Source organism: Ruegeria sp. K11 (assembly GCF_056531905.1).
The window spans coordinates 105607-119518 of the sequence record NZ_JBQFMP010000009.1 but is presented as its reverse complement, the minus strand read 5'-3'; the positions used below and the strand labels follow the sequence as shown (position 1 = coordinate 119518).

Below are 13912 nucleotides of genomic sequence, written 5' to 3'. Positions count from 1 at the left end.
TGGCGCCCATGTTGCGTTCCGGGCGCGAGTTTTTATTTTCCTCCCTGTGACTGGGCGCGCCATCAACTGGCGTGCCCGTTTTTGTTCCGGCTTGGCATCATCCTTCAAATTGACGTTTCGGCACATGGGATTGGCAAAGATGCACAAGCCATTTTCCCCGCGCAACTCCATATCTGGTTGCACGATTAGCGCGGAGGCAAACAGATGTCAGATATTGAAAAACGAATTGAAGAACCCACACTCAACCGACTGAACAAAACGGTCGGCGTATTTTCAAAACGCGGCTGGAGGCCGATAGGGCCAGTGATCAAATGCACAAAAGGCTATTCTCAATATGTCCAGCGCCAGTGCTGCCTGTGCTGAGCAGTCTTTTGTGGGGGTCTGAGGGGCTAGCGTGGGTGAGTGGGTTAAGGCCAGCCCCTCCTGAGGGGGTACACGGATCGGCCAATACCGTCCGTTGGGTTCAATCTACCGAACTGGCGTGATCGGGAAAATTGGGGGAATCCCTTAATTCGCGGCTCTTGGCAAAATTGGTTTCGGATTTCCGAACAGTGAGTTTCCGAGGAAATCATGGACACATTTCCGCCACAATGGCACGATGATCTCGTGGGCGGCATGTTTGAATTTTAGCATGCACTGGTTTTCAAACTAGTTTCCGAGGGGGTTATGAGTGCGACATGCCGCCCCACGAATTTCCCAAAGACGGAATTTTCAAATGTGGCCTTTTCGGTCACATACCGCACAGTATTTTAATAAACTCGACATATTGTGGTCATGCGGACCACCTATACATCAAGTGCGACGCGCCTTGGGATGTCGACGATTTATTTGAGGGGGTACGAGTTCGGCGTGTCGCACCCTGCTAACCCAAACGTCTGGCTTTGCGCGTCGTTTCTGAAAATCACGCCACCCCGGCAGGAAACAATCAACCCGTTCAACAACGCTCACCGCGCTTATTCGGGCCCAAGATTGGTAAAGCAACACCATCCGTCAACGCACCTGCCGATCAGTGCCCTCGCTTACCGCGTCAGGTGTTCGGGCAGCAACGCAATGTAGCTGTCAGTGTCTTCTGTTGAAAGCGCGCCTCTTCGGGCCAACTCTTCGAGGCACAAACACGCAAGATCAAAAGCGCCCATCACGCTGTCTGCAAGAATGCAAAGCTTGGACAATTGAACGTCACTCAACGAGCGCAGACGACGCAGGTCCCGGACGAAAAAAGCGTCCCCATCGACAATTTGCGAATGCGCCCGTCGGCGCAGTTTCGACCTCAGAGAGCGGCTGCCCAATACCGGTTTCAGGAAATCGAAACTGTGAAAAACAAACCCTTGCGCGCGCAGCTCGCTTTCAAGTTCACCAAATGTCGGTTCATTTTCGTACAGAGGGAAAAAGCGAACTTCTGTTTGGATCACCAGCGCATCAGACAGCTTTTGTCTTGCGTTTTGCATAACGCTCAACTCTCCGCCCTGGATGTCGATCTTGAGCAAGTCGACAGGTGGTACATAATCCAGATCATCCAGACGTTCGGTCTCAATCTCTTCTACGGCTTCGATCCGCATGGGCCTTCCAAAACCCAGATATGCTGCGCTGGCTCGGTCTGGTTTGAACAGTGATGTAAACCCTGAATGTCTGGTCAGGTTGAGTTGAGCAGGACCACCAGCCCCAATGGCCGTGCAATAATATGTCTCGTTGGATGCGGCTTCGTTCAACAGCTTTTGATGCGCTTCAGGATTAGGCTCGAAACCCACAACTTCGGCTTGGCCATGTTCCAGAAGATGCCCATACGACGGCGTGCCTTCAATTGGATTTGCGCCAATGTCCACGACACTAACGGTTTGAAAGCTGTCCAGTTTGCAGATGAGCCATGCCAGCCTTTCGGTTTTTTCAATGTTCTTTCCACCACTTGCTGTTTTTCGGACAGGAGAGTTCTTTGCCCGGGTCAGAGCCCTCGACAACGCCCTGCTCACGTGATCCGAAGAGGAAGGCAGAATGTTTCTCAGCCGATGTATCTTCAAATTCCCTTTTTGACCGCTTTGGATTCGCGTCAGTAGTTTCGACATCGGCACCGAGGGGTGCATCACGCGCGTATCTTCTTGCGACTTCTCAAGAATTTCCTGCATGTGAGGAGGGTTTGTATCAAAGCATTTTCTGTCAAAAACACCCTTGAAATCATATAGGTCAGTTACGCGGAGCGCCCCTTTGTGGGCCGCAGTTGCAAGTATGGCTTCATCGTTTACGCGAAGCGCAGAATGATGGTTTTGAACCTTCTTTCTGAGCGAGAACATGTCCGGGATTAACCGGGCGCTCACGCGCGTAACGGGAAAGATACACCCATAGTGAGTGTCCTCTTCGATTTGCTCCAGGTGTTTTGAGAATTTCCGCGGTTCGTCAAACCTTCGCAAGTCTGCGGCAACTGCGTCACTGGTGTTCGATTGCAGAATTGATTTCACCGCTTTCGCCGCGTCCTCACTTAGAAACACATCGGATTCTATCAGACAATAATATTCATAATCCGCGAGCTGATGGGCGGCGGCATAATAGCAATAATCCCCACATAACCAGCCCCAATCTCGAGGATGTCTTTCGAATTGCCAGTTTGCCAGGACGGAAGGTGACAACGAGATCTTTCTTGCCTCGGGAAAATCCAAATTGCGCTCTGTTTCATCACAGACAACGAATGTGTTGGGTGAAACATTGGCTTTCAGGTTGTTTAGGAGCGTCAGAATTTGCGAGCTGCGTTCATGAGTTCGAACGAGGAAGGCAGTGTTATCGATGGTCATAGGAGGACTTTTGCCGTCGAACTTCGATATTGGCAAGCGGCTCGATAGCAGCCCGGCAAATGGACGGTTTTCACCTGCATCGAGGTTCCAATTGCTGGCTCGCTTTCCCAGCCGAGACCACCCGCACCGCTTTGTGTACCCAATGGCGACCGTAGATCCGTCTGTCTGGCGACCCCGGCAGGATTCGAACCTGCAACCTGCCCCTTAGGAGGGGGCTGCTCTATCCAGTTGAGCCACGGGGCCGCGTAAGGCTGTCTGTAACCGGCTTTTTTCGGATTGTCATCGGTTATGCGTAACAGTTGAACAGATCGCCCTGTTCACGCTACCATTGTCGAAACAAACTATGCAGGTATCCCCGGTGACAACAGAAACTAAACGCCCTCTTACCCTTCGTGATGTCTCGGAAGCGTCCGGAGTGTCCGAAATGACGGTCAGCCGGGTGCTGCGAAACCGAGGGGATGTGTCGGATGCGACCAGAACCCGTGTTCTGGCTGCGGCGAAAGAGCTGGGATACGTACCCAACAAGATCGCGGGCGCGCTGGCGTCCAGCCGGGTCAATCTGGTGGCGGTGATCATACCATCGTTGTCGAACATGGTTTTTCCCGAGGTGCTGACCGGCATCAATCAAGTGCTGGAAGATACCGAATTGCAGCCCGTCGTGGGCGTGACCGACTATCTGCCCGAAAAAGAAGAGAAAGTGCTGTACGAGATGCTGTCGTGGCGACCATCAGGCGTCATCATCGCCGGATTGGAGCATACTGAAGCCGCGCGCGCCATGTTGGATTCTGCCGGTATTCCGGTGGTTGAAATCATGGATACCGACGGCAAACCCGTGGATGCTATGGTCGGGATTTCGCATCGCCGGGCCGGGCGCGAGATGGCCCAGGCAATCCTCAAAGCAGGGTACGAACATATTGGTTTCATGGGCACCAAGATGCCGCTTGATCACCGGGCACGAAAGCGCTTCGAAGGGTTCACCGAGGTGCTGGGAAAACACGGTGTCGAAATCGAAGATCGGGAGTTTTATTCCGGAGGTTCAGCGCTGGCCAAGGGGCGAGAGATGACGCAGGCCATGCTGGATCGGTCTCCGGAGTTGGATTTTCTTTATTATTCCAATGACATGATCGGGGCGGGTGGACTTTTGTATCTGCTGGATCAGGGAATCGATGTGCCCGGGCAAATCGGTCTGGCCGGGTTCAATAATGTCGAACTGCTGCAGGGGCTGCCGCGCAAACTGGCGACCATGGATGCCTGCCGGCTTGAAATCGGTCGGCAAGCCGCCGAAATCATCGCGACGCAGCTGCAAAACCCCGAGGCCGAGATCGAGAGCCGGGTAACGCTGACCCCCAAAATCAGTTTCGGCGATACGCTCAAACGGCGCTGAGCTGGTGACACTGCGTCATCTGGACAACAAAACCGCGCGCGCTGTTTTCATGGATCGTCACGCGCTTTTGGAACCGCCTGCGGGCAGTGCCAAAGGGGCCGCCCTTCTTAGCCTGATCCATCGGCTTGGCTTCGTGCAACTCGACAGTATCAACACCGTGGCACGCGCGCATGACATGATCCTGTTCGCGCGCAGGCCCACATACCGGACGTCCTACCTCAAACGGCTGTATGAGCAGGATCGCGCCTTGTTCGAGCACTGGACCCATGATGCAGCTGTAATACCGATGGGTTTCTACCGCCACTGGCACCTGCGGTTTCTGCGCGACGCCGAGATGCTGAAAGCGCGATGGAAGAACTGGCGCCGAGACGGATATGAACAGCGCTTTGACAAAGTCATGGAGCATATCCGGGATCACGGGCCTGTCGGGTCATCGGATGTGGGCAAGGATGAAAAGAAGGGATCAGGTGGTTGGTGGGACTGGCACCCCTCTAAAACGGCACTGGAGTATCTGTGGCGATCCGGGGCACTGACCGTTGTCGGACGTGAAGGATTTCAAAAGCAATATGACCTGACCGAAAGGGTGATCGACACGCATCTCTGCCCCGGAAATCTGCCTTGTGACACCGAAGGAACAGTGGACTGGTTGTGCAATGCGGCACTTGACCGATTGGGCTTTGCAACATCCGGGGAGCTGGCCGCCTTTTGGGATACAACCACCGCCGCAGAGGCAAAAGCGTGGTGTGAGCAGGCTCTGACGCGGGGAGAAATCGAGCAAATCAGTGTAAAATGCGCAGACGGGCGCGACCGAAAAACCTTTGCCCGGCCCGGCTTGATTGACGCAGCACTCAATCTGCCGACAGCGCCCGGCCGTATCCGGGTCCTCAGCCCGTTTGATCCAATGTTGCGTGACCGAAACCGTGCCCAGCGGCTGTTTGGGTTCCATTACCGCATCGAAGTTTTTGTCCCCGCCGCCAAGCGTATCTACGGCTATTATGTGTTTCCGCTACTGGAAGGGGACCGGCTGATCGGGCGCATAGATATGAAGGCGCACAGAGACAAGGATCTGTTGAATATTCGCGCGGTCTGGCCGGAGAAAACCATGAGATGGTCCGATGCCCGCACCAGACGGCTTGAGGCCGAATTGGATCGGGTCCGCCGGTTTGCGGGGCTGGGACAGGTCACATTTGAAAGGGATTGGCTCAAAGAGCCCATGAAACCTTAAACCGCTATTCTTCCAACCCATATAACTCGGCCAGCAGGTCCAGCAACAGTTCGTGGCGCTCCTGACCCAGCAACGATTTCATATGCGCGGCCTGTTCCACCATCGCTGCCAGATTGGCGTATATGATTTTTTCGCCCGCATTGCTGATATCGACGATTTGCCGCCGACGATCCTTGACATCGGGTCGTCGGGCAATCAGCTTTTTGTCTTCAAGGTTTTTCAGAATACGGGTCAGGCTGGGCAACAGCAGGCAGGCGCGCTCGGCGATTTGCGTCGGCTCAAGCGGCCCTTCTTCTTTCAAGACACGCAGAACGCGCCATTGTTGCTCGGTGACGCCAGCATCAGCCAACACGGCCCGAATTGGCCCCATGACTTTTTCCCTGGCCCGCAACAAGGCAATGGGCAGGGAGCGCGACGTCAGCGGAAGATCGCCAGACATATGGAATTGTTGCCGAAATCTAAAATGATAGCAAGTTCAGATAGTTTTCGATGCCAATTGACAAGTTTAGAGTCTGTTTTCGCGCATTGCCGCAGCAGCTTGCGCATATCCGCCCGAGGCACCGTCGACAAAGTGGACATGATCATCGCGCGTTGCCGACGGCACAAAACACGTCATCATCGCCTCTTTCTGGGCGTGCAGACCATAACGAATTTTGCCCAGCGCCTGCGCATCATCCAAAAGCCTGGTGATCTTCGACAAGGTTGACGCATCGCAATCCAATGTCATTTTTAACCCGTCGTCGAATTTGCGAAAATCGGCGTTGCGGCTAACCATCTCCTTGTAATGAGCGGGCTCGAACTGGCCCAAGCGCACCCCCGTTTTAAACAACAACGCGATCAAAAGGTTTTCGACCATCAGCCGCGCCTTGTGCGGCAGCAAGCGGCGTCCGGCGCGTGAGACATGGGCATCGATATCAAGGCCCGGCGGCGGCCATTTGATCGGGGGGCCCTTCGCCGCAACCGGGTGACCACCACGCTCAAGCACTTCGGCCACAGACAGCACCGCTTGGGTTAAAGTCGCGAAATCCCCTTCATCAGTGTCGTTTTCCGGTTGAATGACCAGCGAAACGATGTCTCCATTCCGGGACTGACTGTTAGACCACCTGCACGATAGCCCGGTCAGGTCGGGCTGAGCATCCGGTGCGGCCGGCGGCACCAGGTCCTGTCCTGATTTCATCCGTGCCTCGGCCCAGGCCAGACCACCGCCCGAGAACATGGCATAATCCACCCCCGAGGATGGCCCAAACCGCGCAACCCTCAAATCCCGTCCTGCAGCGCGGATATCGGAAATCGAAACGAGTGAGGCGCGCAACGAGATGGAAAACTCGGCCTTTGCCCAACTGCGCAACGTCGCGAGCGTATCTTGCGCAGCGGCACTGTCCTTGCCCGGTATGGCAAACGCGGCCCCGTCGCCTCCAAAAACATAGGGAAACACCCTGCCGCCCAGCGCATTGATCATGCCCGAGATCACAGCAGCACCCACCATATTGACCGTCTTGTAGCGCCCCCGCGCGATCTCGCCGGTTGAATCCACGATATCGGCAACGCCCAACACCCAATCCTCGGGCACGGGTGTGAATTTTGAAGGGTCGCTTAGGCTTAAAAAGTTACTGGATATTGGAATCGTGTCATAAAAATCAGTTTTGGTTTCAGTCATGATCTATCCTGAATTGCCTGTTCCGATTTCTTCACATAGCTCGATTGTGAAGCCTTTCCGTCCTTTGACCCTCTAAACACATGCTTGTGCCCCGCCGAACGACGTGTCAAGCAGACCGCCGAGGAGGAGATCGATGCAGGCAGGTTTGGTAGTATTGTGTCTGGCATATGTCCTCAGCCAGTTCTTTCGCGCGTTCCTTGCGGTTCTGACCGTGGATCTGGGTCGCGATATCGGCGCAACCGCCGAGGATCTGGCCTTTGCCTCGGGTCTTTGGTTTCTGGTGTTTGCGGGCATGCAAATTCCGGTCGGCTGGGCGCTGGATCGAATTGGACCCCGTCGCAGTTCTGCAATCCTGTTGCTGGTCGGAGGAGCAGGCGGTGCGGCACTGTTCGCGGTCGCAACAGCGCCCGTTCATGTCAGCCTTGCGATGGCATTGATCGGGGTGGGGTGCTCGCCAGTTCTGATGGCGTCCTATTTCATCTTTGCGCGTCAATTCCCGCCTGCGAAATTCGCCACGTTGGCTGCGGTGATGCTGGGGGTAGGGTCGGTGGGAAATCTGGTGGCCTCTTATCCGACTGCATTAGCAGTGGAATGGGTGGGCTGGCGCGCAACACTGACCGGTTTGGCGGTGATCTCCGCCATTGTGGCGCTGGGCATCTGGGCGACGGTACAGGACCCCGAGCGTGTCGAGACCGAGCATAAAGGGTCCGTTCTGGATTTGCTGAAAGAGCCCGCCTTATGGGCGATCCTGCCGCTGATGCTTGTGGCCTATGCGCCATCAGCGGCGCTGCGCGGGCTTTGGGCAGGGCCTTATTTGGGCGATGTCTTCGGGCTGGGTACAACACAGATCGGACAAGCCACGCTGATCATGGGTACCGCCATGATTGCCGGAACCTTCGCATATGGGCCACTGGATCGGGTTTTGAAGACCCGGAAATGGGTGATCTTCGGCGGCAACGCATCTGGTGCTTTGGCGTTGGTATTGCTGTGTCTCTGGATCGATAGCACGGTCTGGCAATCTGTGGCCTTGCTGGCCATCATCGGGTTCACCGGGGCCAGCTTTCCGGTCATTATGGCCCATGGCCGCGCCTTTGTGCCGGCGCATCTGGTGGGTCGCGGCGTGACACTGCTGAACCTGTTTGGCATCGGCGGCGTCGGGCTTGCCCAATTCGCTACGGGTCGTATTCACGCTGCCAGTGTTGGGATTAGCTCGACGGCCCCTTACACCGCAATCTTCGGGTTCTTCGCCATCACCCTTGCCATTGGATGCGTGATCTATCTATTCAGTCGCGACAGCATTGACTGACGGATTGGAGACGCCCGTGCAGGATATCGAGGTCATCGCACCCAATCTGAAACACTCCCTGTCGGGCGTGACAACCACGGTGGTCCGGCTGTTGCCGATACAGGAAAAGATGATCGGCATCCGCGCGACCGGCCCCGGCCTTCCCGACGATTTACCCCATATTAGGCTCTGGAAACTGCTGTTTCTGCCCAATCGCAAACGGGTCTGGCATGCGCGGCGTAATACCGAGATGCTGATGGGCCTGATCCTGCGCACTGTGTTCCGACGCAACTACAAACTGCTGTTTACCTCTGCCGCGCAACGCAATCATTCCGGGTTTACGAAACGGCTGATCCGCAAGATGGACGCGCTGATTGCAACAACCCCGCAAGCGGCCTCGTTTCTGGAACATCCCGCCACGGTCATCATGCATGGGGTGAACACCGACCTGTTCCATCCCACCGAGGACAAGCAAGCCCTGCGCCAGAAACTTGGTCTGCCCGATGGGCTTCTGATCGGCTGTTTTGGCCGCATCCGCCCGCAGAAAGGCGTCGATTTGCTGGTAGACGCCGCGCTCAAGGTCCTGCCCCATCACCCGAATGCCCATGTGATCTTCACCGGGCGCGCCACCAAGGAATTCGAGGCGTTCCAAGCCGAGCAAGAGCAAAAGCTGCAAGACGCAGGCCTTGGTGACCGCGTGCATTTTCTGGGTGAACGACCCTGGGACGAGATTGTCGAGACCTACCGCGCGCTTGATCTGTTCGTCGCCCCCGCACGTCACGAAGGGTTTGGCCTGACCCCGCTTGAGGCGATGGCCTCCGGCGTGCCCGCCATAGCCTGCCACGGGGTTGGTGCATTCAGCGCGCAGATCAGGGATGGCGAGACAGGCCGATTGGTCGAAAAGGACAACGCACCGGCATTGGCTGATGCTCTGGAAGACATGTTGCAGGATAGTACCGCGCTGGCCACAGCCGGTCAGGCCGCCCGCACTCATGTTGAACAGAATTTTCGAATCGAGGGCGAGGCACAGGCCATCGTCGAGGTTTATCGATCCTTGCTGAAACAACCCTGAACGGGTTTGAACCGTGTCAAATCGGTGTGACGGGGCGAAATAAGCCGAAACGCCTCTTTTTTCTTTGCCGCAACGCGGCTATGAACGCGCGTCCTTAACTTTGGAGACATGAAATGGGCTATCGCGTCGTTGTCGCCGGCGCCACGGGTAACGTGGGCCGCGAAATGTTGAACATTCTGGCGGAACGCCAGTTCCCGGTCGATGAACTTGCCGTGCTGGCAAGCCGTCGTTCGCTGGGTACCGAAGTAAGCTTTGGCGACAAGACACTGACCACCCAGGACATCGACACTTTTGATTTCACCGGCTGGGACATGGCGCTGTTTGCCATCGGCTCGGACGCAACCAAAGTCTATGCGCCCAAGGCGGCTGCGGCGGGTTGTGTGGTGATCGATAACAGCTCGCTCTATCGCTACGACCCGGATATCCCGCTGATCGTGCCGGAATGTAACCCGCAGGCGATCCACGACTACAAGAACAAGAACATCATCGCGAACCCCAACTGTTCGACCGCGCAGATGGTTGTCGCGTTGAAGCCGTTGCATGATCGTGCCAAGATCAAGCGCGTTGTGGTGTCGACTTATCAGTCGGTCTCGGGTGCCGGTAAGGAAGGCATGGATGAGCTTTGGGATCAGACCAAGGCGGTATACAACCCCACCACCGAGGTGGAACCGAAGAAGTTCCAGAAGCAGATCGCCTTTAACGTCATTCCGCAGATCGACGTCTTCATGGAAGACGGCTCGACCAAGGAAGAGTGGAAGATGGTTGTCGAAACCAAGAAGATCGTCGACCCGTCGATCAAGGTCACCGCAACCTGCGTCCGCGTGCCCGTGTTCGTTGGCCATTCCGAGGCCGTGAATATCGAGTTCGAAGAATTCCTGGACGAAGATGAGGCCCGCGACATCCTGCGCGAGGCTCCGGGCATCATGGTGATCGACAAGCGTGAGGCCGGCGGCTACGTCTCACCCATCGAATGCGCGGGCGATTTCGCCACCTTCATCAGCCGTATCCGTCAGGACTCGACCATCGAGAACGGCCTGAACCTGTGGTGTGTCAGCGACAACCTGCGCAAGGGCGCGGCTCTGAACGCGGTGCAGATCGCCGAATTGCTGGGCCGTGAGGTTTTGAAAAAGGGCTGATTGGCTCTCCTCATCACGATTGCATGGGCCGTTCGCAAGAGCGGCCCTTTTTGCTTGAAAAGCCTTGCGACGCCTGCAACCTTGGCGCGAAAATTCCTTTGTTGTGAGCTTTTATGAAACGTCTGACTTATCTCCTGATCCTTATGCCAACCCTGCTGCACGCCGAGACCTTTGCCATCGACACCAAAGTCAGCGCAGTGACGATGTATCCCCGAGGCGCAGAAATAACCCGGTCCGGGTCATTCAGCGTCCCGGCTGGAAATCACCGTCTTGTCCTGCTCGGAGTCCCGGAAGGGAGCGTGGAGAGTCAGTTTTTGACTATGCAAGTGCAAGCTGACGGGTTGACCCGCACCGCGCTGATCGTCCGGGAAGGGAATGTTCCATGGCATGATTACGTCAGCGATGACGTCAAGGCCGCCGAAGATCGTGTCACTCGGGTCGAGCGTCGGATCGAGGCGGTCAAGACTCTGGCCGAAACCGCGCGGTTGAAAGCCCAGGCCGCGCAGCACAAGATTGCGTTTCTGTCCAATCTTGGCCGCAATGAAGGGCTTGCCGGATCAGATGCTGAAAACCTGCGCAACATCGCGCGGATGATCGACCAGGAAAGCCTTGACGCAGAGAACGCCGCCCAGGCAGCAGAAATAGAAGCGCGCGAAATCGAAACACAGCTTGAAGATCTGGAAATCGAATTGCAGGCCGCCAAGGCCGATCTTGCTGCCCTGCTGCCGGAAACAGACGCGCGTGTTTTTGTGGCCGTCGACATCAATGCGCCTGAAGATACGGAAGGAATGGTGTCGCTGTCCTATCTGGACACGTATAGCGCCGGCTGGCAGCCGGGATATGACTTTGACCTGATCACCACAGGTTCGCCCGAGGTGCGGATCGACCGCCGCGTTCTGATCACGCAGGAGACCGGCGAGAATTGGCAGGACATCACACTCAGCGTCTCGACGCTACAACCGGTCGGACAAAATAGCGCGTCGTCGATCAGACCCCAGCGCCGCACCATCAGTGAAGAGGTCGCAAAACTCGAAGAACCGGTGGTTGAAGCTCCTGTCGTTGTCGAAGAGACCCAAAGATGGATGCCAGATGCAGCATCGGTCGAAGGAACGGGGCTGACCTATACCCTTCCCGGACCGATCTCATTGGCCAGCGGCTATACGATTGCTGAATTTGCTTTGGACAGCAGAACCCAATCGGCAGAGCTTTTTGCAACGACCACCCCGCTGAGAGATGACACCGCCTATCGCACAGCACGCTTCACCAACCCTTACGAGCAGAACCTGCTGTCGTCGAACGCGGTGAGGTTTCGGGTCAACGGCGTGCTGGTCGCTACTGATTCCGTTTCGGATATCGGACCCGGTGAAGAGGTCGAAATGGGGTTCGGCCCACTGTTTGGGGTGACCGTGCAGCGACGCATTCTGAACCGCAGTACCGGTGATGTCGGTCTGATTTCCCGTTCCAACCAGAATGTGGAGCGCGCGCAGATACGGGTCGAGAACTTTACCGATCAGACATGGCCCCTGCGCATTCTGGACCGCGTACCTTATTCGGAACAGGATGATCTGGACATCACATGGACGGCGGACCCTCGGCCGACCACGGAAAACGTCGACGACCAGCGCGGCATTCTGGCCTGGGAGGTCGAGTTGAAACCGGGCCAATCGGAAACCCTGCAGCTGGATACAACCCTGAACTGGCCGGAAGGAATGGTTCTCGACTAGCCCGCGCCTGGAAGCTGTTGCACGGATGTTGGAACTTCCGATCCTGGCCGGATTGTTTCGACCCGTCCAATTGACAAAGGCGTCAATCAGACCACAATCACATGGCAAATCGCAAACGGGCGGAAAGACAGCCCGGATAAACAATGATCGAGGCTAACCTGCAGTTTTTGGCCACCAATAAACCTGTACGAGGATTGATCTTCTTCTGCTCGGCCCTGTTGGTCGCGCTGATGGCCGTTGGATTCACCGGGCATTACTTTGCGGCAGGCGATTCCATAGCGCTTCTGCGTCCTCAGGTTGGCGTGTTGCTTGTGTTCAGCACGGTCGTGCTTTTGGCCGCGCGCGCAAGGAAGTTCGCGCTTTTGACCCTTGCCTCTGCCACCATCGCCATCGGTTCCGTGGCCTCGGGCGTGATCTCTCCTGCAGATGACTGCGATGACGCCTGTTTGACGCTCTATCAGAAAAACCTGATGTCCCAAGCCTGGCCGCGGTATCCGCTGACAGATGACATCCTTGCCTCGGGTGCGGACATCGTGACCCTGCAAGAGGTCTCCAGCCACAACCAGAAATACATGAGCCCCCTGTTCGAGCGCTACCCGTCATCGGCAATCTGCGAATTCAGACCCGAACAGAACGTGGCGATCCTGTCGGCGCTGCCGGTCATCGAAGGATCGGAATTCTGTCTGCCGGGTGACGGTATGGTCGGGGTGCAGATCGTGACCCCAACCGGGGACCCTTTGTGGGTTGTATCGCTACACCTGAGATGGCCTTATCCCTATAGCCAGTTCGAGCAAAGCAAGATAATTGCTCAACGCATTAAAGAACTTGATGGCCCGGTGATCATTGCAGGTGATTTCAACATGGTGCCCTGGGCCAGCAGTGTCCGGCGCATCGGCACAGCCGCGAACAATCGAAATTTTGGCTCGATCCTGAACACTCATTCGCTGGGTAGCTGGATGGTTCCGATGCCGATTGACAATCTGCTGGTGCCCAAGGGCAGCACGGGCTCGGCCGAGCTGCGCCCTTTCATGGGGTCCGATCATCTTGGGATTAAGGCGCGCATTGGCCTGCCGCGTTAACCCCTATTGCCCGCTTTCGACAAGACCTTTCAGATTGTCCAGCCCGCGCTCGTAATCGGCACCAACCCACTTGTCCATCATCAGGCCCATCCACCGCGACATGGGGTTCAATCCCAGATCGGATTCAAACCCCCACGTAACCTGAGTTGCAGCCCCTTCAGGTTGCAGAACAAACGAAGCGGATGCCTTACCCATAGAGCCAAAATCAAGTGCCGTCTTTACGCTTTGATCCGCGACGCTTTCGATGATTTCCTGCGAACCGGTTCCGACCTGCGGATGCTCGGAGCTCCAGTTCAGAACGTTCCCCACCCCAAAAGCCGGCCCGTCATAAGACAGCTTGGTTTCCGGGTCCCGCGACAACCAAGGTGACCACTTTTCAGTTTCCTGCATGGAGTTTACGTATGGAAATATGGCGCTGGCCGGGGCGTTGATCGTAACGCTGCGCGATACTTCGGCCTTGCCCGGCAACACATAGGATATGCCGACCAGAGTCAGCAGAAGAACTAAAATCGTCAGTAAAATTCTTTTTATAAACAACATATTCAGCCCTTACATCAGATACAGGCATCCTGA

11 protein-coding genes and 1 tRNA gene are annotated in these 13912 nt (G+C 56.2%); 7 read left to right on the top strand and 5 right to left on the bottom strand.

What is annotated here, in order from left to right:
• Positions 1 to 1019: 1019 nt before the first annotated feature.
• Positions 1020 to 2777, bottom strand: coding sequence for an FkbM family methyltransferase (locus tag ACR0K4_RS15540; protein ID WP_480854695.1), 1758 nt, complete (start codon positions 2775 to 2777; stop codon positions 1020 to 1022).
• A gap of 166 nt (positions 2778 to 2943) precedes the next feature.
• Positions 2944 to 3020: transfer RNA gene (locus tag ACR0K4_RS15535), tRNA-Arg, on the bottom strand.
• A gap of 115 nt (positions 3021 to 3135) precedes the next feature.
• Here ACR0K4_RS15535 and ACR0K4_RS15530 point away from each other — a divergent pair.
• Positions 3136 to 4161, top strand: a complete 1026-nt coding sequence (locus tag ACR0K4_RS15530) for a LacI family DNA-binding transcriptional regulator (protein WP_480519893.1) — start codon at positions 3136 to 3138, stop codon at positions 4159 to 4161.
• A gap of 4 nt (positions 4162 to 4165) precedes the next feature.
• Positions 4166 to 5386: a winged helix-turn-helix domain-containing protein gene (locus ACR0K4_RS15525; protein ID WP_480854694.1), complete on the top strand. Its 1221-nt coding sequence runs from the start codon at positions 4166 to 4168 to the stop codon at positions 5384 to 5386.
• A gap of 4 nt (positions 5387 to 5390) precedes the next feature.
• Here ACR0K4_RS15525 and hpaR read toward each other — a convergent pair whose 3' ends face one another.
• Together hpaR and ACR0K4_RS15515 are read right to left on the bottom strand one after the other, a co-directional pair.
• The gene (hpaR, locus tag ACR0K4_RS15520) at positions 5391 to 5825 is read right to left on the bottom strand and encodes a homoprotocatechuate degradation operon regulator HpaR (RefSeq protein ID WP_480519889.1); all 435 of its coding nucleotides are present in this window, start codon (positions 5823 to 5825) and stop codon (positions 5391 to 5393) included.
• A 66-nt stretch (positions 5826 to 5891) separates the two neighbouring features.
• The gene (locus ACR0K4_RS15515; RefSeq protein WP_480854693.1) at positions 5892 to 7043 is read right to left on the bottom strand and encodes a DUF3095 domain-containing protein; all 1152 of its coding nucleotides are present in this window, start codon (positions 7041 to 7043) and stop codon (positions 5892 to 5894) included.
• A 133-nt stretch (positions 7044 to 7176) separates the two neighbouring features.
• Here ACR0K4_RS15515 and ACR0K4_RS15510 point away from each other — a divergent pair, with 133 nt between their 5' ends.
• The 5 genes from ACR0K4_RS15510 to ACR0K4_RS15490 all read left to right on the top strand — a co-directional run bounded on the left by ACR0K4_RS15510 (position 7177) and on the right by ACR0K4_RS15490 (position 13339).
• Entirely contained in the window at positions 7177 to 8349 is a 1173-nt protein-coding gene (locus tag ACR0K4_RS15510) for an MFS transporter (protein ID WP_480854692.1), read from the top strand.
• Between the two features lie 16 nt (positions 8350 to 8365).
• Positions 8366 to 9400 (top strand): glycosyltransferase family 4 protein, encoded by a 1035-nt coding sequence (locus tag ACR0K4_RS15505; protein WP_480854691.1) that lies wholly within the window; start codon positions 8366 to 8368, stop codon positions 9398 to 9400.
• 113 nt (positions 9401 to 9513) lie between these two features.
• Positions 9514 to 10536, top strand: a complete 1023-nt coding sequence (locus ACR0K4_RS15500; RefSeq protein ID WP_480498200.1) for an aspartate-semialdehyde dehydrogenase — start codon at positions 9514 to 9516, stop codon at positions 10534 to 10536.
• A gap of 113 nt (positions 10537 to 10649) precedes the next feature.
• Positions 10650 to 12260: a DUF4139 domain-containing protein gene (locus ACR0K4_RS15495; RefSeq protein ID WP_480854690.1), complete on the top strand. Its 1611-nt coding sequence runs from the start codon at positions 10650 to 10652 to the stop codon at positions 12258 to 12260.
• A 143-nt stretch (positions 12261 to 12403) separates the two neighbouring features.
• Positions 12404 to 13339, top strand: coding sequence for an endonuclease/exonuclease/phosphatase family protein (locus ACR0K4_RS15490; RefSeq protein WP_480519877.1), 936 nt, complete (start codon positions 12404 to 12406; stop codon positions 13337 to 13339).
• Positions 13340 to 13342: 3 nt separating this feature from the next.
• On the opposite strand, the gene ACR0K4_RS15485 is transcribed toward ACR0K4_RS15490, so the two are convergent.
• Positions 13343 to 13879 (bottom strand): SRPBCC family protein, encoded by a 537-nt coding sequence (locus ACR0K4_RS15485; RefSeq protein WP_480854689.1) that lies wholly within the window; start codon positions 13877 to 13879, stop codon positions 13343 to 13345.
• Positions 13880 to 13912: the final 33 nt, after the last annotated feature.

What these genes read in the sequence shown, in the direction of transcription:
- ACR0K4_RS15540 (WP_480854695.1), bottom strand. Translation starts at nt 2,777, where the DNA reads ATGACCATCGATAACACTGCCTTCCTCGTTCGAACTCATGAACGCAGC.
- hpaR (WP_480519889.1), bottom strand. Translation starts at nt 5,825, where the DNA reads ATGTCTGGCGATCTTCCGCTGACGTCGCGCTCCCTGCCCATTGCCTTG.
- ACR0K4_RS15515 (WP_480854693.1), bottom strand. Translation starts at nt 7,043, where the DNA reads ATGACTGAAACCAAAACTGATTTTTATGACACGATTCCAATATCCAGT.
- ACR0K4_RS15510 (WP_480854692.1), top strand. Translation starts at nt 7,177, where the DNA reads ATGCAGGCAGGTTTGGTAGTATTGTGTCTGGCATATGTCCTCAGCCAG.
- ACR0K4_RS15500 (WP_480498200.1), top strand. Translation starts at nt 9,514, where the DNA reads ATGGGCTATCGCGTCGTTGTCGCCGGCGCCACGGGTAACGTGGGCCGC.
- ACR0K4_RS15495 (WP_480854690.1), top strand. Translation starts at nt 10,650, where the DNA reads ATGAAACGTCTGACTTATCTCCTGATCCTTATGCCAACCCTGCTGCAC.
- ACR0K4_RS15490 (WP_480519877.1), top strand. Translation starts at nt 12,404, where the DNA reads ATGATCGAGGCTAACCTGCAGTTTTTGGCCACCAATAAACCTGTACGA.
- ACR0K4_RS15485 (WP_480854689.1), bottom strand. Translation starts at nt 13,879, where the DNA reads ATGTTGTTTATAAAAAGAATTTTACTGACGATTTTAGTTCTTCTGCTG.